Annotated in this window: 21 protein-coding genes; 13 read left to right on the top strand and 8 right to left on the bottom strand. The window is 64.8% G+C overall.

The window, feature by feature from the left end:
- Nucleotides 1-175: 175 nt before the first annotated feature.
- The 5 genes from AC1D0O_RS13870 to ahpC form a co-directional block, all read right to left on the bottom strand.
- Nucleotides 176-370, bottom strand: a complete 195-nt coding sequence (locus tag AC1D0O_RS13870) for a hypothetical protein (protein WP_477654092.1) — start codon at nucleotides 368-370, stop codon at nucleotides 176-178.
- Nucleotides 367-1536 (bottom strand): PepSY-associated TM helix domain-containing protein, encoded by a 1170-nt coding sequence (locus tag AC1D0O_RS13865; protein ID WP_477654091.1) that lies wholly within the window; start codon nucleotides 1534-1536, stop codon nucleotides 367-369. Before AC1D0O_RS13865 ends, AC1D0O_RS13870 begins: the two co-directional genes overlap by 4 nt.
- 20 nt (nucleotides 1537-1556) lie before the next feature.
- Nucleotides 1557-3677 carry a TonB-dependent siderophore receptor gene (locus tag AC1D0O_RS13860; RefSeq protein ID WP_477654090.1) on the bottom strand — a complete coding sequence of 707 codons (2121 nt, stop codon included), beginning with the start codon at nucleotides 3675-3677 and terminating at the stop codon, nucleotides 1557-1559.
- A 299-nt stretch (nucleotides 3678-3976) separates the two neighbouring features.
- The gene (ahpF, locus tag AC1D0O_RS13855) at nucleotides 3977-5545 is read right to left on the bottom strand and encodes an alkyl hydroperoxide reductase subunit F (protein ID WP_477654089.1); all 1569 of its coding nucleotides are present in this window, start codon (nucleotides 5543-5545) and stop codon (nucleotides 3977-3979) included.
- A 108-nt stretch (nucleotides 5546-5653) separates the two neighbouring features.
- Nucleotides 5654-6217, bottom strand: a complete 564-nt coding sequence (gene ahpC, locus AC1D0O_RS13850) for an alkyl hydroperoxide reductase subunit C (protein WP_007874200.1) — start codon at nucleotides 6215-6217, stop codon at nucleotides 5654-5656.
- A 333-nt stretch (nucleotides 6218-6550) separates the two neighbouring features.
- Here ahpC and AC1D0O_RS13845 point away from each other — a divergent pair, with 333 nt between their 5' ends.
- The 8 genes from AC1D0O_RS13845 to AC1D0O_RS13810 are packed head-to-tail and all read left to right on the top strand — an operon-like array spanning nucleotide 6551 to nucleotide 14031.
- Nucleotides 6551-8815, top strand: coding sequence for a TonB-dependent hemoglobin/transferrin/lactoferrin family receptor (locus AC1D0O_RS13845; RefSeq protein ID WP_477654088.1), 2265 nt, complete (start codon nucleotides 6551-6553; stop codon nucleotides 8813-8815).
- 55 nt (nucleotides 8816-8870) lie between these two features.
- Entirely contained in the window at nucleotides 8871-9230 is a 360-nt protein-coding gene (locus AC1D0O_RS13840; protein WP_477654087.1) for a hypothetical protein, read from the top strand.
- Nucleotides 9227-10366, top strand: a complete 1140-nt coding sequence (locus AC1D0O_RS13835) for a hemin-degrading factor (protein WP_477654086.1) — start codon at nucleotides 9227-9229, stop codon at nucleotides 10364-10366. Before AC1D0O_RS13840 ends, AC1D0O_RS13835 begins: the two co-directional genes overlap by 4 nt.
- Entirely contained in the window at nucleotides 10363-10743 is a 381-nt protein-coding gene (locus AC1D0O_RS13830) for a VOC family protein (RefSeq protein ID WP_477654085.1), read from the top strand. Before AC1D0O_RS13835 ends, AC1D0O_RS13830 begins: the two co-directional genes overlap by 4 nt.
- Before the next feature lie 39 nt (nucleotides 10744-10782).
- Nucleotides 10783-11721 carry a heme/hemin ABC transporter substrate-binding protein gene (locus AC1D0O_RS13825; protein ID WP_477654084.1) on the top strand — a complete coding sequence of 313 codons (939 nt, stop codon included), beginning with the start codon at nucleotides 10783-10785 and terminating at the stop codon, nucleotides 11719-11721.
- Complete coding sequence (locus tag AC1D0O_RS13820; RefSeq protein ID WP_477654083.1) at nucleotides 11718-12128, top strand: VOC family protein; 411 nt, start codon at nucleotides 11718-11720, stop codon at nucleotides 12126-12128. Before AC1D0O_RS13825 ends, AC1D0O_RS13820 begins: the two co-directional genes overlap by 4 nt.
- Nucleotides 12125-13183, top strand: a complete 1059-nt coding sequence (locus AC1D0O_RS13815; protein ID WP_477654082.1) for a FecCD family ABC transporter permease — start codon at nucleotides 12125-12127, stop codon at nucleotides 13181-13183. Before AC1D0O_RS13820 ends, AC1D0O_RS13815 begins: the two co-directional genes overlap by 4 nt.
- Nucleotides 13180-14031, top strand: coding sequence for a heme ABC transporter ATP-binding protein (locus tag AC1D0O_RS13810; RefSeq protein ID WP_477654081.1), 852 nt, complete (start codon nucleotides 13180-13182; stop codon nucleotides 14029-14031). Before AC1D0O_RS13815 ends, AC1D0O_RS13810 begins: the two co-directional genes overlap by 4 nt.
- A gap of 3 nt (nucleotides 14032-14034) precedes the next feature.
- Here the strand turns inward: AC1D0O_RS13810 and AC1D0O_RS13805 are convergent, their stop codons facing one another.
- Complete coding sequence (locus AC1D0O_RS13805) at nucleotides 14035-14823, bottom strand: TOBE domain-containing protein (protein ID WP_477654080.1); 789 nt, start codon at nucleotides 14821-14823, stop codon at nucleotides 14035-14037.
- Between the two features lie 96 nt (nucleotides 14824-14919).
- Between AC1D0O_RS13805 and modA the strand changes: the two genes are divergently transcribed.
- Genes modA through modC form a run of 3 tightly spaced genes read left to right on the top strand, consistent with a single transcriptional unit; the run spans nucleotide 14920 to nucleotide 17463 of the window.
- Entirely contained in the window at nucleotides 14920-15675 is a 756-nt protein-coding gene (modA, locus tag AC1D0O_RS13800; protein WP_477654079.1) for a molybdate ABC transporter substrate-binding protein, read from the top strand.
- Nucleotides 15676-15685: 10 nt separating this feature from the next.
- Nucleotides 15686-16378: a molybdate ABC transporter permease subunit gene (modB, locus tag AC1D0O_RS13795; protein WP_477654274.1), complete on the top strand. Its 693-nt coding sequence runs from the start codon at nucleotides 15686-15688 to the stop codon at nucleotides 16376-16378.
- Nucleotides 16375-17463, top strand: a complete 1089-nt coding sequence (modC, locus tag AC1D0O_RS13790; RefSeq protein ID WP_477654078.1) for a molybdenum ABC transporter ATP-binding protein — start codon at nucleotides 16375-16377, stop codon at nucleotides 17461-17463. Before modB ends, modC begins: the two co-directional genes overlap by 4 nt.
- On the opposite strand, the gene AC1D0O_RS13785 is transcribed toward modC, so the two are convergent.
- A complete protein-coding gene (locus tag AC1D0O_RS13785; RefSeq protein ID WP_477654077.1) occupies nucleotides 17438-18283 on the bottom strand; it encodes a dienelactone hydrolase family protein in 846 nt (281 codons plus the stop codon). The genes modC and AC1D0O_RS13785 overlap by 26 nt on opposite strands.
- Before the next feature lie 95 nt (nucleotides 18284-18378).
- Here AC1D0O_RS13785 and AC1D0O_RS13780 point away from each other — a divergent pair, with 95 nt between their 5' ends.
- Together AC1D0O_RS13780 and AC1D0O_RS13775 are read left to right on the top strand one after the other, a co-directional pair.
- Nucleotides 18379-19359 carry a GlxA family transcriptional regulator gene (locus tag AC1D0O_RS13780; RefSeq protein WP_477654076.1) on the top strand — a complete coding sequence of 327 codons (981 nt, stop codon included), beginning with the start codon at nucleotides 18379-18381 and terminating at the stop codon, nucleotides 19357-19359.
- Between the two features lie 208 nt (nucleotides 19360-19567).
- On the top strand, nucleotides 19568-20782 hold the full coding sequence (locus AC1D0O_RS13775; RefSeq protein ID WP_477654273.1) for a M20/M25/M40 family metallo-hydrolase: 1215 nt from the start codon (nucleotides 19568-19570) through the stop codon (nucleotides 20780-20782).
- Nucleotides 20783-20801: 19 nt separating this feature from the next.
- Here the strand turns inward: AC1D0O_RS13775 and ppsR are convergent, their stop codons facing one another.
- Nucleotides 20802-21623 (bottom strand): posphoenolpyruvate synthetase regulatory kinase/phosphorylase PpsR, encoded by an 822-nt coding sequence (gene ppsR / locus AC1D0O_RS13770; protein ID WP_477654075.1) that lies wholly within the window; start codon nucleotides 21621-21623, stop codon nucleotides 20802-20804.
- Between the last annotated feature and the right edge of the window lie 47 nt (nucleotides 21624-21670).

Raw genomic sequence — 21670 nt, 5'->3', positions numbered from 1 at the left:
GGAAAGAAGGAAAAGTAATTAGAACGATGCAAGAGGGCATAAAGCCCGCCGCGCACCCCTTCAGTCCAGGCCTTCAGATCGTGCGTGAGCAGCGCTGTATTTTATCGCCTGCGCGAAGCGATGGTGTGCGACCACCTGGACGCCATGCCGGCCCCAAGGTTTCGCCCTGTTTCCCTCAGTGCCTGGCTGGCTTGCGCGGCACCCATGCGAACCAGGCCATCACGGCCACCGGCACCCCTAGGCCGAGACAGGCCCACCAGTCGCCCCAGCCGTCGGACACCAATGCCGTCAGAAGGCCGCTGGCACTTAGAAGCCCCAGCACCAGGGGCCAGCCCCACATGCGCCAGAAGGGCGTTTGTGGCGCGCTCATGCCGCACCGCCTGGCGCCTTGTGGGAAAGAACATGCGATTCCCGCGCGGCCACGGACGTGGCCGGCTTCACTGCCGCGGCCGGGTTGCGGCGCTTGACCCAGAGATAGAGGCCGCTACCCAGCACGATGATGGTGGCGATGTCGAGCAGCGCCCAGAGGATCTGCATGGGCATGCCGCCATAGTCGCCGAAATGCAGCGGCTGCGACACCAGCAGCGCCGTGAGGTACCAGGGCAGCGGCGGGCTGGCGGTGAGCGCGTTGGTGCCCGCGTCCACCAGCACCGGCTTGAGCAGCCGCGAGTTGAAGGGCTCGTTGCCGCGCAGGAACACCGTGTAATGGTGCGGGCTGGAAAAAGTCGTGCCCGGGAAGGCGATGAAAGCCATCTTCATGTCGGGCGCGAGCGCGGTGGCCGACGATGCCGCCTGCTGCACCGAGGCCAGGCGCGCCGGCGGTTTTTGTCCCTGGTAGGGCGCCAGCAGCGCGCTGAGCTGGTCGTACTGCCAGTACTTGATCAGCAGGTCGGCCCAGGTGTTGATCATGCCGGTGGCGCCCACGGTGAAGGCCCAGACCAGCGTCACGACGCCCAGCAGGTTGTGCAGGTCCAGCCATTTGGCGCGCGGCCGGCTTTGCCGCACAGCGCCGAAGTCCAGCTTGCGCATGAAGGGCGCGTACAGCACCACGCCAGAGACAATCGCCACCAGCAGCAACAGGCCCATGAAGCCGAGGAAGAGCTTGCCGGCCAGTCCGGCGAACAGGTCCACATGCAGCTTGAACATGATGTACATAAAGCCTTCGTCGAACTTCGGCTGGGCCAGCACCGCCGCGGTACGCGCATCGACGGCCACGGTCTTGTTGCCGACCTCGGAGGTCGGCGTGTCGCCCAGCGTGACGTACCAGAAGCGGTCGTCGTCGATCTCGTGCGAGGCGAACATGGGCACTTTGCCGGGGTGCAGCGCCTGCGCCACCTGCATCACGCTGTCGAGGCTGGCGCGCGGTGTGCCCTTGGGCAGGTCTGGCGCTTCCACTTCCGTGCCCAGCAGGTGGCCGATCTCATGGTGAAAAATCAGCGGCAGGCCTGTCAGGCACAGCAGCAGCATGAAAACTGTGCAGACCAGGCTGCTCCATTTATGGATCCAGGTCCAGGTTTTGATTTTGCGGCTGTTCATCGTGGTTCTCCTTGAGGGGCCTAGAAGCGGTAGGTGGCGCTGGCCACCACGTTGCGCCGCGCGCCATACCAGCAGTCGCCGCGCGCCAGGCAGGTGCTGAAGTAGGTCTTGTCGGTCGCGTTGTTGATGTTGACGGCGTAGCGCCAATTCGCGGTGTCATAGGCGAACATCAGGTCCAGCAGCGCGGCACTGGGAATTTGCGGGCCGTTGCCGCCGCCCTGCTGGTCGTTGAAGGCGCCCATCCAGCGCACCCCGGCGCCGGCCGAGAAACCGTTGAGGCCGGCGATGGAAAAGCGGTACTTGGCCCAAGCGCTGGCCTGGTGCTTGGGCAGGCCTTCGAGTTGTTTGTCCAGCTCGGTGTAGTTGTAATGCGCAACCAGTTCCAGATTGGGCGTGACGGGACCCTTGACTTCAAGTTCCAGCCCCTTGGTACGCGTCGCGCCGACCTGGGTGTAGACGTCGGGCAGCGGCGAGGCGATCTGGTTTTTTTCGCGCAGGTCGTAGAGCGCGGCGCTGAAGGCCAGCGCGCGGCCCGCCGGTTCGTATTTCAGGCCCAGTTCCCACTGCTCGCCGCGCAGAGGCTTGAACAGCCGGCCCTTGATGGCGGCCTGCGGCGTGAAGGATTCGCTGTAGCTCACGTACGGCGACCAGCCCGAGGGGAATGCGTACATCAGGCCCAGGCGCTTGGTCGTAGCCGTGCTTTTCTCCTCGGGGCTGCCTTCGGCGCCCGCGACGGCCTTGTCATGGCGCAGGCCCGCCGTGACGATCCAGTGGTCCCACTTCATCTGGTCCTGCACATACAGGCCGGTCTGGCGCTGCGTGGTGCGCGGCAGCGCGGTGCGATCCGGCACCAGCAGGTTGCCATAGACCGGCGCATAGGCGTCTATCTCGCTGACGGTCGCGCCCGACCAGACGTTCTCGCGGTGGCGCGCGAAGTCCGCGCCGAACAGCAGCGTGTGCTGCAGCGCGCCGGTGCTGAAATGGCCCTGGGCATGGTTGTCCAGCGCGGTGATGCGGTTGCGCGTCAGCGAGCTGTCGTTGATGCGGCCCAGCCGCCGCTTGGCCACCGGGTCGGAGCCCCAGCTTCCCGGGCTGGTGAAGAAGTCGCCGTAGTGGTAGCGGTTGTTGTTCTCGTTGCTCGAGACGCGGAAGTTCTGGCGCACCGTCCAGCTGTCGTTGAACTTGTGCTCGAACAGCCAGCCCAGGGTCTTGCGCTCGGAGTTGTAGTAGTCGCCGGGCTCGCCGATGAAGCGGTTCGTGGGCAGGCGGCCGTTGGGGTTGGGCAGCAGCGTGCCTTCCCATGGAAAGAACTGCGAGGTCGAGCCGCTCTTGTCTTTTTGCCACAGCGCCTGCAAGGTCAGCGCGGTGGCGGCGCTGGGCCGCCAGGTCAGCGAAGGCGCGACCAGGCTGCGGTCGTCCGGCACATAGTCCACCTGGGTATCCGATGAGCGCTTGAGCGCGACCAGCCGGTACAGCCATTCGCCGTCCTGCGTCAGCGGGCCGGTCAGGTCGACCTGGAACTGCTTGCGGCCATGGCTGCCGTATTGCACGCCCACTTCGCGCTGGGCCTCTGCCTGCGGCCTTTTGCTGACCATGTTGATCACCCCGGCGGCCGTGCCCGCGCCGAACAGCATGCCTGAGGGGCCGCGCAGCACCTCCAGGCGCTCCAGCGTGTAGGGGTCGGCGCGGGTGCGGCTGGTGTAGTAGCCGTAGGCCTCGCGAAGGCCGTCCAGGTAGTTGTCGGGGTTGGCACCGCGCACCCGCACCGAATCGGTCCGGGAATCTAACCCATAAGCATCGGAGCGCACACCGGCGGCATAGCCCAGTGCGTCCTGCAGATTGGTGGCGCCTTGGTCGGTGATCTGCTGGCTGGTGACAACGGTGACGGCCTGCGGCGTTTCGGACAGCAGGGTATCGGTCTTGGTGGCGGTGGAGGCTCTTTTTGCGCGGTAGCCGATCACCGGGCCGGTGGAGGTTTCTTTTTCCTGGTCCGCGCTGACCCGCACTTCGCGCAAGGTGGTTTCGGAAGGGGCAGGGGTCTGGGCGTAAGCGCCTTGAAGCGCGGCGGCCAGGGAGAGGGCGCTGAGCGGGGCCAGGCGGTGTATGGCGCGTCCGGCGCACGGCAGGGGCGAGGTGGGCAAGGTCAAAACTCCGGGGAGGATCGCCAGGAAACTGGCGTGCTCACGGCGGCCCGATGCGCCATCGTGGGTGGCGAAAATCCAGGGGCCTCGCGGGCGGTTATTGGCTTGCTACAACTCGCAGCAAAAGCTGCTTCAGGAGTGTTTTGGCTAGCGGAAAAGGACGCTGCGAACTATACCATCCGATGAGAGCAATTCTCATTTGAAGACCCTTCCCGGCGCTGCGGTTTTGGGTCGGACTAGCGGGTTTTCGGGCGAAAAAAAAGCCGCCCGGTCGGGGCGGCTTTTTCAGCTTCAGCGCATCACGCGGGGATAGGGCTGCGGATCAGGTAGTCGAAGGCGCTGAGGGCCGCCTTCGCGCCTTCACCGGCCGCGATGATGATCTGCTTGAAGGGCACCGTCGTCACATCGCCGGCCGCGAACACGCCGGGCACCGAGGTCTGGCCCTTGGCGTCGACGATGATTTCGCCGTGCTTTGACAGCTCGACCGTTCCCTTGAGCCAGTCGGTGTTGGGCACCAGGCCGATCTGGATGAACACACCCTCGAGCGCCACGGTTTTCAGCTCGCTGCTGGCGCGGTCCTTGTAGACCAGGCCATTGACCTTCTGGTCACCGGTGATTTCGGTGGTCTGCGCGTTGGTGATTACCGTCACGTTCTGCAGGCTATTCAGCTTGCGCTGCAGCACGGCATCGGCGCGCAGCACGGTGTCGTATTCGATCAGCGTCACGTGGCCGACGATGCCGGCCAGGTCGATGGCCGCCTCGACACCCGAGTTGCCGCCGCCAATGACCGCCACGCGCTTGCCCTTGAACAGAGGCCCGTCGCAGTGCGGGCAATAGGCCACGCCCTTGTTCTTGAACTCGTGCTCGCCGGGCACGTTGATGTTGCGCCAGCGTGCGCCGGTCGAGATCACGATGGATTTGCTCTTGAGCGAAGCGCCGCTTTCGAGCTGGACTTCGATCAGGTTTTTGTCCGGCCCGCTGTTCGGGATCAAGGCCTTGGCGCGCTGCAGGTTCATGATGTCCACGTCGTAGTTACGCACGTGTTCTTCCAGCGCGTGGGCGAATTTTGGCCCTTCGGTTTCCTTGATGGAAATGAAGTTTTCGATGCCCATGGTGTCCAGCACCTGGCCGCCGAAACGCTCCGAGGCCACGCCTGTGCGTATGCCTTTGCGAGCGGCATACACAGCCGCCGCGGCGCCGGCCGGGCCGCCGCCGACGATCAGCACGTCGAAAGCGTCCTTGCCGTCAATCTTTTTGGCTTCGCGCTCGACGCCGCTGGTGTCTATCTTGGCCAGGATTTCTTCCAGGCTCATGCGGCCCTGGCCGAACTCGGTGCCGTTCAGGAACACGGTGGGCACGGCCATGATCTGGCGTTCCTTGACCTCTTCCTGGAACATGCCGCCTTCAATCATGGTGGCGCGGATGCGCGGGTTTTGCACCGCCATCAGGTTCAGCGCCTGGACCACGTCGGGGCAGTTGTGGCAGGTCAGCGAGACATAGATTTCGAACTCGAAATCGCCGTCGAGCGCGCGGATCTGGTCCAGCACGGCTTGCTCGACCTTTGGCGGGTAACCGCCGATTTGCAGCAGCGCGAGGATCAGCGAGGTGAATTCATGGCCCATGGGCAGGCCGGCAAAACGCGGGCCGTGGTTTTCGCTCGGGCGATTGATGGAGAACGAGGGCTTGCGGTGCTTGTCGTCGCGGCTTTCGGTCAACTTGACCAGCGGCGACGCCTCGGCAACGTCCTTTAGCAGCGACAGCATTTCGCCGGAGCCTTCGCTGTCGTCGAGCGAGGCAACGATTTCAATCGGCTGCGTGGCGCGTTCGAGGTAACTTTTCAGTTGGGCTTTGGTGGCGTCGTCGAGCATGGGGAACTCACTTTCAATGGCAAAACGGGATCAAAAGGGAACAAAAAAGCCCGGGACGGCACACATGTGCCGGGCCCCCGGGCCTTTGTCGGGAAGGCGGCAGGGCGCTTAGATCTTGCCAACCAGGTCGATGGACGGGGCGATTGTCTTGGCGCCTTCGTTCCACTTGGCAGGGCAGACCTGGCCGGGGTGTGCTGCGGTGTACTGGGCTGCCTTCAGCTTGCGCAGGGTTTCTTTCACGTCACGTGCGATCTCGTTGGAGTGCACTTCAGCGGTCTTGATGACGCCTTCGGGGTTGATCACGAAGGTGCCGCGCAGTGCCAGGCCTTCTTCAGGGATGAACACGTCAAAGGCTTTGGTCAGCGTGTGGGTCGGGTCGCCCACCAGCGGGAACTTGGCCTTGCCGACTGCGGGGGAGGTTTCGTGCCAGACCTTGTGCGAGAAATGGGTGTCGGTGGTCACGATGTAGACCTCGGCGCCGGCCTTCTGGAATTCGGCGTAGTTGTCGGCCGCATCTTCCACTTCCGTGGGGCAGTTGAACGTGAATGCAGCCGGCATGAAGATCAGGACCGACCATTTGCCCTTCAGCGATTCGTCTGAAACGTCGATGAACTTGCCATTGAGAAAGGCTTGGGTTTTGAAGGGCTGGACTTGGGTATTGATCAGGGACATCTGGATAGCTTCCTATAGGCTGGTTAAAAATGCTTGCGAAACGATAGTATAACTATTAAAAACACCATTGTTCGATAGTTATTGGCTATTTATCGAATAGGCGTCGCGCGCCGGATCGGCCTTCCATCCTCTTCGACCGCCGTGACCTAGCGGTGACTGACGGAGGCCGAGACGCACTGGCCGCGCTGCTCCCTGGACTATTTTGCATCCAAATGTTGCGAATGAGAATAATTCGCATATACTTCGACTTTTCCAGAGCCAGCCACAAGCGACAGGGGCCGACAGCTTCCCGTTGCAGCAGCAAGCCCTCCAAACTTTTTACTTTGGGCTTGCATGACTTCCATCCATCCTTCCTCCCGTTTCGCGCTGCGCGAAATCTCCCTGTTGACCGCCCTGGCCTGTGGCGCCGGTTTCGCCGCGCAGGCGCAAACGGTCGTATCGGCCGCACCGGCCATGACCGCCGCGGTGCAAGTCGCCGCCCTGAAAGAAACCGTCGTCAGCGGTTCGCGCAACGAGCAATCGGTGGAAGACATTCCGCAAACCATCGACGTGATCAACGCCGAGGACATCGAGCGGGGGCAGATCAGGGACATTCGTGACGCGGCCAAAAACATTCCCAACGTCTCGGTGCGCCGTGCGCCCGCGCGTTTCGGCTTGGCGCAAGGCGACACCGGCCGCGAAGGCAATGCTGGTTTCAACATCCGCGGCCTCGACGGAAACCGCGTGCTGATGATGGTCGACGGCATCCGCATTCCACGCAGTTATGCCTTCAGCCCCAACTCCTTTGGGCGCGACAGCCTGTCCATCGACCTCATCAAGCGCATTGAAATCGTCAAGGGCCCGGCCTCGGTGCTGTATGGTTCCGACGGCATTGCCGGCCTGGTCAACTTCATCACCAATGAGCCGGACGATTACCTGAGGGACGGCAAGTCGCTGGGCGGCCGCGCGTCCATCGGCTACAGCGGCGACAACAATGAGACCGCTGCCAGCGGCACGATTGCCGGACGCGTCAATGAAATGCTGGCCTGGCAGCTGAGCGTGGCCACCAGCAGCGGCAAGGAACTGGAAAACCGTGGCGACAACGGCGGCACCGGCTTTACCCGCACCCAGCCCAACCCGCAAAAAGACAAGGCCAATTCGTTGCTGGCCAAGGTCGTGCTGAACCCGACCGCTTCGCAAAAACACGTCATCACTTTCGAGCACGTCGACAAGAAGAGTGATTACAACCTGCTGACCGCGCGTTCGGCCACGGTGCTGGACTCCTACTCGACCGGAAAGATGGACCGCGACCGGCTGACCTGGGATGCCAAATACAAGGTAGACACCGCGGTCACCGACAACATCCAGACGGTGCTCAGCTACCAGGATGCGAAGTCCAACGATTACACCTATGAGCGGCGTACGGCGTTGCCGCAGGAGCGCGTGCGTGACACGACCTACAGCGAGCGCACGCTGCAGGCCAGCATCCAGGCCGACAAGACCCTCCGCATGGGCGCGAACTCGGCGCAAAAGATCACTTACGGCCTGGACCACACCAGCGCGAAAATCGAAAACCTGCAGACCGGCCTGGTGCCGCCCGCCGGCGAAACCTTCCCGCTCAAACGCTTCCCCGACACCACCGAAACCGCCACGGCTTTTTACGTGCAGGACGAGTTCATCCTGGGCGACTGGAGTGTGACGCCGGGCGTGCGCGCGGACAGCTTCAAGATCGACGCGGCGCAAGCCGGCTTCCCGGTGCCCGCTGTGTCGCTGTCAGGCTCGGCCGTGTCGCCCAAGGTCGGTGTCATCTACCGCGCCACGCCGCAGTGGAGTTTCTTCGGCAATTACGCCAGCGGTTTCCGCGCGCCCAATGCCGGCCAGGTCAATGGTTTTTTCCAGAACCTTGCCGGCGGCTACCGCACCGTGCCCAATCCCAACCTCAAGCCGGAGAAAAGCAGGAACGTCGAATTCGGCGTGCGCGGTCGCCTGGAGCAGCTGAGTTTCGACACCGCCGTGTTTTACGGCCGCTTCAAAGACCTGATCCAGGACGGCGCCATCGTGAGCGGCGCCTTCGGCAACCCGGGCAACCCCGCCGTCATCCAGTCGGTCAACATCGACAACGCGACCATCAGCGGTTTTGAGATCAAGGGCGACATGAACTGGGGCAAGGTCGGCGAGGGCAAGCTCAGCACGCCGTTCTCCTACGGCTACACCCGCGGCACCGTGAAGAACACCGGCAAACCGCTGGACACCATAGACCCGGCCAAGCTCAGCGTCGGCCTGAAGTATGAAACCGCGACCTGGGATGTGCGCCTGGACGCGAGCCACCATTCCGCCAAGAAGTTCGATGACATCAGCGCGCAGGCCATTGCCGCCTCGCCGCCGGCGGTGCCTGTGGCGACCACGCAATTCGCCGTGCCGTCCGCGACCACGCTAGACCTGACCGGCCAGTGGCGTTTCAGCAAAACCTTGCGCCTGAACGCCGGCCTCATCAACCTGACGAACAAAAAATACTGGAACTGGTCGGATGTCCGCGGTGTGGCGGCCAACTCCTCCTTCCGCGACGCCTACAGCCAGCCGGGCCGCTATTTCAATGTCTCGCTGGTGGCCGATTTCTGATTTTTCCGATTTCGTCCTGAACCTTTTTTGACAAACAGAGGAAAGCGGAAAGCATATGAGCCAGTTCTCCGACCACGGCGTCAACGACAGCGACACCGCTGCGGCCGACGCGCAGGGCCTGCCCTCGGCGGAAGCCCTGCTGGCCGGAACGCTGGCCCTGATGACCGGCCACGCACAGGCCTGCTGCGATGGGCAGCGCGCCTTGCTGGCCCAAAAAATCATCGCAAACCTTTTCATGCTGTCGCGCCACCCGGCAGCGCCACCGAACTTCAGGGCCATTGCCGCCAACCTGCACCCCTTGTGGGTGCGGGTGTTGCAACCGGGTCCTGAGCAGCCACAGCAGGGGCTTTTGCCTGCGGACCATTCTGATACCCATCGCGTGCTTTGGCACACAACCCCGGAGACCCTTCAATGAGCGCAGTCCTTCAAACCCAGACGCGGCCCGACGCCGCAAGCCAGGCAGATGCCGGCACTGCACCCCTGAACCCAGCCGCGCTGCGCGAGCGCTTCGCCGCCGCGCGCAGCAGCGGCAAGCGCGCCAAGGACGCCGCCGAGAGCATAAGCATCACCGAAGGCCAGGCCGTCGCCGCCCACGCGGGCGCGCACGAGCTTGCCCTCAAGGCCACGCCGCTCAAAGGCCCGTGGGTCGAGATACTTCAGGCGATGGAGCTGTGCGGGCCGGTCATGGCGCTTACGCGCAATGAATCCACCGTGCATGAAAAGACCGGCGTCTACCGCAATATCAGCGCTCAGGGCCATATGGGCCTGGCGCTGGGCGAAGAAATCGACCTGCGCATCTTCTTCAGCCGCTGGCATGCCGGCTTTTACGTTTTTGAGCCGGCCAACGACCCCAAGAACGCGGCTTCGGAAAGCCTGCAGTTTTTTGACGCGCACGGTGTGGCCGTGCACAAGGTGTTTGCGCGGCCCGAGACCGACCGCGAAGCCTTCAGGGACGTGGCCAACCAGTTCACCGACGCCGACAAGGCTTACGCCTTCACGCTCGCCAGCCCCAAGCCTGCGCCCAAGCCCGACGCGGACATCGACGCCGCCGCACTGGCCCAGGGCTGGAGCGAGATGAAGGACACGCATGAATTTTTCGGCCTGATCGGCAAGGCCGGCGCCGAGCGCCAGCAGGCCTTTCGCCTGGTCGAAGGCCGCTTCACGCAGAAGGCCGACCTGACGATAGTCCGCAAGCTGCTCGACGAAGCCTCCATGGACGGCACACCCATCATGGTGTTCGTCGGCAGCCTGGGCTGCATCCAGATCCACACCGGACCTGTCAAGCGCATCGAACCCATGGTCACCCCGACCGCGCAATGGATCAACGTGCTGGATGCGGGCTTCAATCTGCACCTGCGCGAAGACATGGTCAAGAGCGCCTGGATTGTCGAGAAGCCCACGACCGAAGGCTTGGTCACCTCGGTCGAGGTCTTCGACGGCGCGGGCGAACTGATGGCGATGTTTTTCGGCGCCCGCAAGCCCGGCCTTCCCGAACTGCAAGCCTGGCGCGACATCGTGGCGCGGCTGCCCAGGCTCAAGGAAGCCGCATGAGCGGTGGCGCAAGCGGTTTCGGCGCGGTGGAGATCAAGGCCTTTGTGCCTGCGAAAGACTTCGCGCTGTCCAAACGCTTTTATGAAGATCTGGGGTTTGAGATCCCATGGTCGGACGACACCCTGGCTTATATGCGCCTGGGTGACACGGCCTTCTTCCTGCAGAATTTTTACCTGGCCGAGCACGCCAGCAATTTCATGATGCACCTGATCGTGCAGGACGTCGAAAGCTGGTGGGCGCGGTTGCAGCAAGCGGGCATCGCAGCCCGCTACGGCGTGCGCACCGTCGCTCCGCAAGACCAGCCCTGGCGTCAGCGCGACTTCGTGCTCGGCGACCCGTCCGGCGTGCTCTGGCGCATCGCGCAGAACATCGCATGAAGACTTCCTTGAGCAAAACACACCCCCACAAGGCTTCCCATGACAGCAGCCCCTTCTCGACTCCGCCGGCGCGACGCCTTGCGGTATTTTTCACTGCCGGCGGTTTCCGCCGTCTCCAGCGTCTGCGGCCTGTCTGCGACTGCTGCGCAGGCGCAGGCCACGGCAGCGGTAGCGGCGAGGATGCCGCGCATCGTCTCGGTGAGCGGCGCGACCACGGAAATCGTCTACGCGCTGGGCGCTGAAAAGCAGCTGGTCGGCACCGACACCACCAGCCTCTTTCCGGCCGCAGCGTTGCAAACGCCCAAGGTCGGCTACATGCGCCAGCTTTCGGCGGAAGGCCTGCTGTCGCTCAAGCCCGATGCCATCATCGGCACGACGGAAGCCGGGCCCGGTGTGGTGATGGACCAGATCCGCAGCGCCGGCGTCAAGGTCGAACTGGTCGAGGCCGACCACAGCTGGGCCGAGGTTCAGCGCAAGGTCGCCGCTGTCGGTCGCGCGACATCGCGGGTCGCGCAGGCCGCCGCGCTGCAGGCCAAGCTTGACGCCCAATGGGCGGAAGTGCTGGCCGTGGTGGCCCGCAAAACCGGCCGCAAGCCCCGCGCCGTGTTCATCCTCACGCATTCGGGTTCGCCGCAGGTGGCCGGCGAGAAAACCGCCGCGCATGCGATGTTCACCTTCGCGGGCCTGGACAACGCCCTCATCACGCCCGGCGGCAGTTCAAATTTCAGCGGCTACCGCGCCATGACGCCCGAAGCCCTGGTGACATCCGCGCCCGACGTGATCGTCACCACCACGCAGGGCATTGAGGCCAGCGGCGGGCTGGAAAAATTCTGGCAGCGCCCCGGCCTGGAGCTCACGCCGGCCTACAAGCGCCGGGCGCTGGTGGCGCTGGACGCGCTTTACCTGATCGGCTTTGGCCCGCGCCTGCCGCAGGCCGTGGCCGAGCTGCACCAGGCCGGCCTGAAAGCCGCCGCATGAACGACCAGCCCATGAAAGCCGCCATGACCGAAGTCCTCTGCGCCCGCACGCCGGCCGTGTTGCATTGCGCAGACTTGCGCCGGGCACTGGCGTTTTACCGCGACTGCTGGGGTTTTGCCGCCCGGCACAGCGTGCCCGGCGTCATCGCCGTGCTCACACGTGAATCGGTGACGGTGCAGCTCTGGCAGCGCCGCGCCGACATGGCGCCGCAACACTTTGCCTGCCGCCTGCTGGTGGACAACATCGAACAGTGGCACATGGCCCTGCAATCGGCGCCCGGCCAGGCCCCGCATGCGCTGGTGGAGCAGGAGTGGGGCGCCGAATGGGGTATCAGCGACTGCGAAGGCAACCGGCTGCTGCTGGTGCAGTCGGCCCCGCATGCCGCCAGGCGCAGGGCTCGCGCATGAAAGCCGCCTTGCACGGTGACCACCGGCGCTGGCCGGCGGCGCTGGTGCTGGGCGCGGGCGTGCTGCTGCTGGCCCTGAGCTTTGTCATCGGCAGCGCGCGCGGCGCTTACGCCATCAGCCCGCTACAGCTCTGGAATGTGCTGCTCGACATGCTGGCGAGCAGCGGCCAGCCTTCACCCGAACATCTGGTCTTCATGAACATACGCCTGCCGCGCCTGCTGCTGGGCGTAGCCGCCGGTGCGGCGCTGGGCATGTCGGGCGCCTTGATGCAGGGCCTGTTCCGCAACCCGCTGGCCGACCCCGGCTTGATAGGCGTCAGCAGCGGCGCGGCGCTGGCCGCAGGCATGGCCATCGTGCTCGGCAGCATGTGGTTTCCCGAGATGCCGCGCACGCTGGGCAGCTGGACGCTGGTGCTCATGGCCTTCCTGGGCAGCCTGCTGGTGACGGTGCTGGTGTATGCGCTGTCGCAGCAGGACGGCGCGACACTGGTCGGCATCATGCTGCTGGCCGGCATTGCCGTCAATGCGCTGGCCGGCGCGGGCCTGGGCTACCTGACCTTTCTGGCCACCGACGAGCAGCTGCGCAACATCCAGTTCTGGCTGCTCGGCAGCCTGGGCGGCGCGCGCTGGAGCGCGGTGGCGCTGGTGTTTTCCATTGTGCTGGCCGCGCTGGGCGCGGGCCTGACGCTTGCCCGGCCGCTCAATGCCATCGCGCTGGGCGAGGCGCAGGCCGCGCTGCTGGGCGTGCCGGTCGAGCGCGTCAAGCGTTTTGCCGTGCTGGTGACGGCGCTGGCCGTGGGCGCGGTCACGGCCACCACCGGCATCATCGGTTTCATCGGCCTGGTGGCGCCGCACTGCGTGCGCCTGGTGGCCGGGCCCGACCACCGCATCGTGTTGCCCGGATCGGCCCTGCTAGGCGCGGCCCTGGTGCTGGCTGCCGACAGCGTGGCCCGCACGGTGGTCAAGCCCGCCGAGCTGCCGCTGGGCGTGCTGACGGCTTTTGTCGGCGTGCCCTTCTTTTTGCTGCTGCTGCGCCACTTCAAGAACCGGCTATGAACGCACGAAACATGCATGATTTTTCGCTCGTCGCCGGCCTGCTCGAAGTGGTGGGCGTGGGGGTGGAGGTCCCCGGCCGGTCGCTGCTGCGGGCTGCCTCGGCGCAATTCGCGGCCGGGCAGGTCACCGCCGTGCTGGGCCCCAACGGCGCGGGCAAGTCCACGTTGATGTCGGTGCTGACCGGCCAGCGCCAGCCCACGGACGGTGCTGTCTACCTGGCCGGCAAGGCGCTGGCCGCGTATGCGCCGCTTGAACTCGCCCGCGTGCGCGCCTCGGTGGCGCAGGAAACCCAGGTCGCTTTTGAATTCACCGTGCGCGAAGTGGTGGAGCTGGGCCGCTACCCGCACCGCAGCCAGCTGGGCAGGTCCGAAGCAGATATTCCCATGCAGGCCATGCAGGCCACCGCGGTCGAACACCTGCAGCACCGCGCGCTCAACACGCTCTCGGGCGGCGAGAAGGCACGTGTGCACCTGGCGCGCGCGCTGGCGCAGGTGTGGGAGCCCGCCGCCGGTCCGGCAAGCGCTCCGGCCGCACGCTGGCTGCTGCTGGACGAACCCACGGCCGCGCTCGATCTGCAGCACCAGCACCGCATGCTGCAACTGGTGCGCGCCTGGGCGACTGCCCAGGGCGTGGGCGTGGTGGCCGTGCTGCACGACCTGAACCTCGCATTGCGCTACAGCGACCGCTGCGTGGTGCTGCAGGGCGGCGAGGTGGTGGGCAGCGGCGTCACCGCCGAAGTGCTCACGCCTGCCTGCATTGAAAAAGTCTGGGGCGTAGTCGCGCACCCGGTCGCGCCGCAGGGCGGGGCGGCTGGGCCTTCTCAGTACCTGTTTGAGGCGCCGGTTTAAAACCTAGGTTGCCAGGGCGATCACGACAGCCGATTCGTCGACCAGAGCCTGCACCAGGGCCTTGGTCTTCAGGCCGCTGCTCGCAGACGCAAAACCCACGAGCTGCAAGCCGCCGTCAAGCTGCAGCGACACTTCATCGCCGCTGGCGCCTCGGCTGATGCGCACGGCCTGGCCCTTGAGGTTTTGAACGCCCGGCGGTGTGGCGCTTGGTGCACTCACAGTCACCGCCGTAGCCTTGCACAGTGCCAGCACCGCCTGTCCCTTTTGCAAGCCCAGCAGCTCGGCGCTGGCCTTGGTGATGCGTGAAACCAGCGCGGCACCGCCGGCCAGTTGCAGGTGCACGCGCGCCACCTGGCCTCGCACTTCGAGCTTGTCGACCCGGCAGGGCAACTGGTTGCGCATGCTGGTACGCACGCTCATGTTGGAGAGTGCGGGCAGGGCACGCGGCAGCAGCAGTTCGTTTGATTTGAAGGCGGCCAGCACCTGGCTGCGGGTGTCGCTCAAGAGTCCCGCCACCGCCAGCAGCTTCTGGCCTGCCGACGTGAGGGTGGCGCCGCCGCCGCCCGAGCCGCCCACGGCGCGCTCCACCAGCGCCACACCGGCCAGATTGGTCAATGTGTCTATGGCCTGCCAGGCCGCCTTGTAGCTGACCTTGGCCTGGCGCGCCGCCTGCGAGATCGAGCCGCTTTCGCCGACCAGGCGCAGGATGTCGATGCGCTTGTCGGCCGATTCGTGGCCGAAGGCGCTGGCGAAGGAGGGGGCGGGGGAGGATGAGTGCGCGGCTTTTTTCATGGAAGGCCTCGGGACAGGAAGCGCTATTCTAAAATAGAATAGCGAATGGGCCGGGATACCTTGGCCTCTTCATCCTTCATCACTGGAGCCTCCCCCATGTTCCCAACCATGTTGCGTTGGCTGCCCGCACTGTTCGCCTTGCTGGCCTCGGCCGCCGCGCTGGCCGACGAAGTCCAGGTCGCGGTGGCCGCCAACTTCATCGCGCCCATGAAGCTGATCGCCGCGGACTTTGAAAAAGACACGGGCCATAAGGCGGTGCTGACCTCCGGCGCCACCGGCAAGTTCTATGCGCAGATCAGCAACGGCGCGCCGTTTGAGGTGTTCCTCGCAGCGGACGACGAGACGCCCGCCAGGCTCGAAAAAGAAGGCGCGGCCGTTAATGGCAGCCGCTTCACCTATGCCACCGGCAAGCTGGTGCTCTGGTCGGCGCAACCCGGTGTGGTCGATGCTCAGGGCGAAGTCCTGAAGAAAGGCGGCTTCAAAAAGATCGCTATTGCCGCGCCCAAGCTCGCGCCTTATGGGGCGGCCGCCGTTGAGGCCATAAGCAAGCTGGGCCTGCAGGCCGCATTGGAGTCCAAGCTGGTGCAGGGCGAAAGCATTGGGCAAGCCTTCAGCTTTGTCTCGACCGGCAATGCCGAACTCGGTTTCATCGCGCTCTCGCAGGTCTATGAAGGCGGCAAGATCAAATCCGGTTCGGCCTGGATCGTTCCAGAGAGCCTGCACAGCCCGATCCGGCAGGACGCGGTGCTGCTGGCCAAGGCCAAAGACAGCAAGGCCGCCGCGCAACTGATGGCTTTCCTCAAAACGGACAAGGCCAGGGCGGTGATCCGCTTCTTCGGCTACGAGCCCTGAACTGCGCTGAATCATGTTGAGTGATGCGGATATTCAGGCGATAGCGCTGACGTTCAAGTTGGCGGGCATCACCACGGTGCTGCTGCTGGTGGTGAGTACACCGCTGGCCTGGTGGCTTGCACGCACGCGATCATGGTTGAAGGGCCCGATTGACGCTTTGATCGGGCTTCCGCTGGTGCTTCCTCCAGTGGTACTGGGCTTTTATCTGCTGGTGTTGATGGGACCTAACGGACCCGTTGGCCAACTCACCCAGTGGCTGGGCTGGGGAATTCTGCCCTTTAGTTTTTCCGGCCTCGTGGTTGGTTCTGTTTTTTACTCACTGCCTTTTGTCGTGAAACCGCTCGAAGGGGCATTCGAAGCCATGGGAAAACGGCCGCTTGAAGTCGCCGCCACTTTGCGGGCTTCACCGCTAGATACTTTTTTCAGCGTGGTCTTGCCTATGGCGCGGCCAGCTTACATGACGGCTACTGTCATGGGATTTGCGCATACGGTAGGCGAGTTCGGCATTGTGCTCATGTTGGGCGGCAATATTCCCGGCAAGACACGCGTAATGTCGGTGCAGATTTACGACCATGTCGAGGCGCTCGAATACACCCAGGCACATTGGCTGGCGGGCGGCTTGATGGTATTTTCATTTTTGGTGCTAGTGGCGCTGTACACATTGCAACCGAGCGGACAACGGCGCAAAGGGCAGGGCGCATGACGGCCGCCGACACAGGCATTGCCGCTTCGTTCCGCCGCGCCTTCACCGGTTTTTCGCTCGACGTGTCGCTGGCCATGCCGGGGCGCGGCGTGACGGCCATCTTCGGACCTTCGGGCTCCGGCAAGACCAGCCTGCTGCGTTGCATCGCCGGGCTGGAACGCGCCGGCAGCGGCTACCTCGCGGTCAATGGAGAGGTCTGGCAGGACGATGCCGCCGGCGTCTTTGTGCCGGTGCACCGGCGCTCGCTGGGCTATGTGTTCCAGGAGGCCAGCCTGTTTTCCCACCTGGACGTGCGCCGTAACCTCGACTTCGGCCTGCGCCGCGTGCCGGCCGTGCAGCGCCGCGTCTCGCTGGAGCAAGCCATTGAGCTGCTGGGCCTGCAAGCGCTGATGCGGCGTATGCCGGGCACGCTTTCGGGCGGCGAGCGCCAGCGCGTGGCGATCGCGCGGGCGCTGGCCACCAGCCCGCGCCTGCTGCTGATGGACGAACCCCTGGCCTCGCTGGATATTGCGCGCAAGGCCGAAATCCTGCCTTACCTGGAGCGCCTGCATGATGAGCTCGACATGCCCGTGCTCTACGTGAGCCATGCGCCCGACGAGGTCGCCCGGCTGGCTGACCACCTGGTGCTGCTGGATGCCGGCCGGGTCACGGCTTCGGGCCCCACGCGCGAACTGATGACGCGGCTGGACCTGCCGCTGGCGCATGGCGACGCCGCCGCCGCTGTGCTGGAGGCCGTGGTCAGCGCCGTCGAACCCGGCTGGCACATGAGCCATGCCGAGTTTTCCGGCGGCAGCATCAGCCTGCTCAACCTCAGCCTGCAGGTCGGCCAGCGCGTGCGCGTGCGCATCCAGGCGCGCGACGTGAGCCTCACGCTGGAGCGCCAGGCCGGCACCAGCGTGCAGAACATCTTTGCCGCCATCGTCACGGCGCTGTCCGCCGACAGCCCGGGCCAGGTGATGGTGGGTCTGGATGCCGGCGGCAGCGCGCTGCTGGCCCGCATCACCCAAAAGTCGGCCGACGCGCTGCAGTTGCAGCCCGGCAGCCGTGTATTCGCGCAGGTCAAGGGCGTGGCGGTGCTGGGCTGAGACGTTCCGCAAAGAAGGCCAGGATTTCATCGCGCGCAGCCACCGTGGGCTGTCCCGCCTCGTCGATCAGGTGGGCCGTCACCACGCTGTGAGGCGTGGGCACATGCGTGGAAAAGAAGGGCGGCACATCCGGGTTGGCGGCGCTGTCCGGCAGGACCCGGCCCACAAAGCGGTCGCCCAGGGCCTCCGCATAAGCCGCAAAGCGCTGGGCCCGGCAAAACTTGTCGCCCTCGAAGCGGTAGGCCAGCACCTTGAGCTTTTCCTTGTCGAGCCGCCGGCGCACCGCCTGGATGTCGGCGGGCGAAATTTCCAGCCCGGCCGGGTCGTTGAGCGGCAGCGAGGGCTGCGACAGCACCGGCGCCAGCACGGCAGGCTCCAGCATCATCGAGAGCGCGAAGTTGCCGGTCCAGCACATGCCGATGGCGCCCACACCGGGCCCGCCGCATTCCTGGTGTGCCAGCCTCGCCAGCGCCATCAGCCATTGCGTCACCGGGCTGGTCTGATTCGCGCGCAGCGCGCGGAACTCGGCGCTGACACAGGCGCGCTGGAAGACGGCCGCGCCTTCATCGGCCCCGGGCACCGCGCCGTCGCGACCGAACAGCGAGGGCATGTAGACGGTAAAGCCCGCGTCGCGCACCCAGCGGCTGAAACGCGCGACATGCGGGCTGATGCCGGGCATCTCGGTCATGACGATCACGGCCGGCCCCGAGCCGGCCACGTAGACTTTTTTGGCTACGCCTTCCAGCGTTATCTCGCGCCTCGTGAAGTCTTCGAGGGGATCGTCTTCTTTCATGCTGCGCTGTGCGGTGGCAGTGGTCATGACCGTGCTTTCAGAAGTGGGAAAGCCTGCATTGGACGCGGCCGGTGGTTAAACTGCGAGTGTCTGTTTAGACATCTTTAAGGCTTTTTCAGTCAATGACCGATTTCACCATCCTGGTGCTGCCCGGGGCTTTCGCGACCAGCGTGGCCGCCACGCTCGACGTACTGCAAGCGGCGGCCTCGTTGGCGCCGCGCCTGAAGCTGGCGCGCCCCGGCTGGCGCGTGCTGTCGCCGTCCGGCGGCGCCGTGGCCTTGAGCAGCGGCATGCGCGTGGACACCGCGGCCCTGCCGAAACGCTATCGCACCGATGCGGCGACCTGGATCATTCCAGGGCTGGGCCTGGACAACGCCGAAGCGGTCGCGACCGGGCTGGCGAGTGCGGATGCGCAGCGGGCCATCCAGGCTGTCGCGGCGCATGCGGCCCGGGGCGGGCATGTTGCGGCCTCTTGCTCGGCGGTGTTCCTGCTGCAAGCCGCCGGCCTGCTGGCCGGGCGGCGCGCCACCACTTCCTGGTGGATGGCGGCGGAGCTGCGCCGGCTGGAGCCGCGCTGCACCGTCGACGCCGACCGCATGGTGTGCGCCGACGGCCCGGTGAGCACGGCGGGCGCCGCCTTCGCGCAGACCGATTTGATGCTTCACCTGCTGCGCACGCAGTTCGGCGTAGGGCTGGCCGACGCGGTGGGGCGCGTCCTGCTGATAGACGGGCGGCAGGCGCAGGCGCCGTTTGTGGTGCCGGCCATGCTCTCCAACGGCAACGAACTCGTGGCCCGGCTGACGGCTCGCATCGAAGCGGCCTTGCCGTATCCGCCCAGCGTGGAGGCGCTGGCGGGCGAATTCGCCATGTCGCAGCGAACGCTGTCGCGACGGGTGCGTGAGGCCACGGGTCAAAGCACCATGGCGCTGCTGCAAAGCGTGCGGCTGCATCGCGCCCGGATGCTGATCGAATCCAGCCGTATGAGCATAGAGCGAGTGGCCGAACAGGTCGGCTACGAAGACGCCACCGCCCTGCGGCGCCTGATGCGCAAGTCGGCGGGCGCCAACCCCAGCCGCTACAGGCCGGCGGGTGTGCGGTCCTGAGGATGCGGGACAGCCGGGCTCTTCAAGCTGTCTGCTTGGGGAACGGGGCTTTAGCCGATGTGCTGCGGGAACTGCGTATCGACGCTGGTCTTTGCTCGATGTATGGTCACTCTTCACGTCCCTGCGACAGGCACGGGATGTGCATCACAAATTCCCCTATTCATTCAAGCAGGAGAACATCGACATGCGGTTTAATTTCAAAAGCACCATGCTGGCATCTGGCTTGTCCATCGGACTTGCGCTCGGCATCGCCGCTCCCCTTGCGCACGCGCAGGTGGACAAGGCAGTCTTCGAAAAAGCCGAAAGCTACAAAGGCGAGGCGCTGGCCTTGCTGGAGAAGCTGGTCAATATCGATTCTGGTTCGGGCTATGAAAAAGGCCTGGCCCAGGTGCGCGCGATTTCCGTCGATGAACTGAAAAAACTCGGCGCGCGCATCGAGACCTTCCAGGCAACGCCGGAGGGCGGCTTGAATGTAGTGGCCACACTGACGGGTACCGGCAAGGCCAGAATCCTCCTGATGGCGCACATGGACACGGTCTTCAAGGAAGGCACGGCGGCGGCCAAGCCTTTTTACATCAAGGGCAACCGTGCCTACGGCCCCGGTGTCATGGACAACAAGGGCGGCATCATCGCGGGCCTGTATGCGCTGAAGATCCTTCAGCAGCTCAATTTCAAGGACTACGCACAGATCACTTTTTTGCTCGACAACAACGAGGAAACCGGCTCAGCCATGACCACTGCGCTGATCGAAAAAGTGGCCAGGCAACACGACGTCACGCTCAACCTTGAGCCCGGCCGGCCTGCGGACGGGCTGGTGATCTGGCGCAAGGGCGGCGGCACCGCCACGGTGGAGGTCAAGGGCAAGTCGGCGCACGCCGGTGTCGCGCCCGACAGCGGCCGCAACGCGGCCATGGAGGTGGCGCACCAGGTCCTGCAACTGGGCAAGCTAGGCAACAAGGAAAAGCAGACCACCATCAATTTCACGGTGCTCAAGGCCGGGGACCGCACCAATGTGATTCCGGACGCCGCCAGCGCCAAGGCCGACGTGCGGGTGACCGTTCCCGAGGAGTTCGACCGGATCGAAAAGGATTTGGCGAGGGTGTCGGCCAACAAGCTGATCCCCGACACCGAGGTCAAGACAAGCCTGAGCCGCGGCCTGCCGCCCATGCCGCAAACCCCCAAACAGGACGTGCTGGCTGCCAAGGCCCAGGCGATCTACGGTGAAATCGGCCGCAAGCTGACGCTGGAAGGCAGTGGCGGCGCGGCCGACGCCAGCCTGTCGGCCGGGGTGGGCACACCCACGCTGGACGGGTTCGGCATTGTGGGCGGTGAAATCCATACGGAAAACGAGTACGCCGAGATCGACAGCATCGTCCCGCGCTTTTACCTGCTGGCGCGCATGCTGGTGGAGCTGACCAAGTAAGGCCGGCGGCCCGTCCGCTTCAGTATTCGAGCCTCTCGGGCCGGATTTCCTGCAGGATGGTGGTCGAAATCTCTTCGATCGACTTGGTGGTGGTGGAGAGCCAGCGTATGCCTTCGCGGCGCATCATGGCCTCGGCTTCGTGGATTTCGTCGCGGCAGTTTTCCAGGCTCGCGTATTTCGAGTTGGGCCGGCGTTCGTTGCGGATCTGCGCCAGGCGTTCGGGTGCGATGGTCAGGCCGAATATCTTCTTGCGGTGCGGCACCAGCGCCGGCGGCAGCTGGCGGCGCTCAAAATCTTCCGGGATCAGCGGGTAATTCGAGGCCTTGAGGCCGTACTGCATGGCCAGGTACAGCGAGGTCGGCGTCTTGCCGCTGCGGCTCACGCCCACGAGGATCACGTCCGAGTTTTCCAGGTCGCGGTTGCTCTGGCCGTCGTCGTGCGCCAGCGAGAAATTGATGGCCTCGATGCGGTCGTCGTATTCCTTGCTCTTGGAAGCGTCCGAAAACCGGCCCACGCGGTGGTTGGACTTGATGCCCAGCTCGCCCTCCAGCGGCGCCACGAACATGCCGAACATGTCCAGCAGCATGCCGTTGCAGTGGGTTTTGATGACGGCCAGGATTTCCATGTTGACCAGCGTGGTGAAGACGATGGGGCGTTTGCCCTCGACTTCAGCCGTGTGGTTGATCTGCCGTATCGCCTGGTGGGCCTTGTCCACGCTGTCGATAAAGGGCAGGCGGACGTGGCGCGGCTTGAATTCGAACTGCGCCAGGATGGCGTTACCAAAGGTTTCCGCAGTGATGCCGGTGCCGTCGGAGATAAAAAACACGGTGCGTTGGGACATGGTGGGCGTTTGGCTGATTGAAAGCTGGGTGAAAGGCTGACGCGGCA

This window comes from Polaromonas sp. P1_F2, from assembly GCF_056405735.1.
This window is presented reverse-complemented; position numbering and strand designations above follow the sequence as displayed.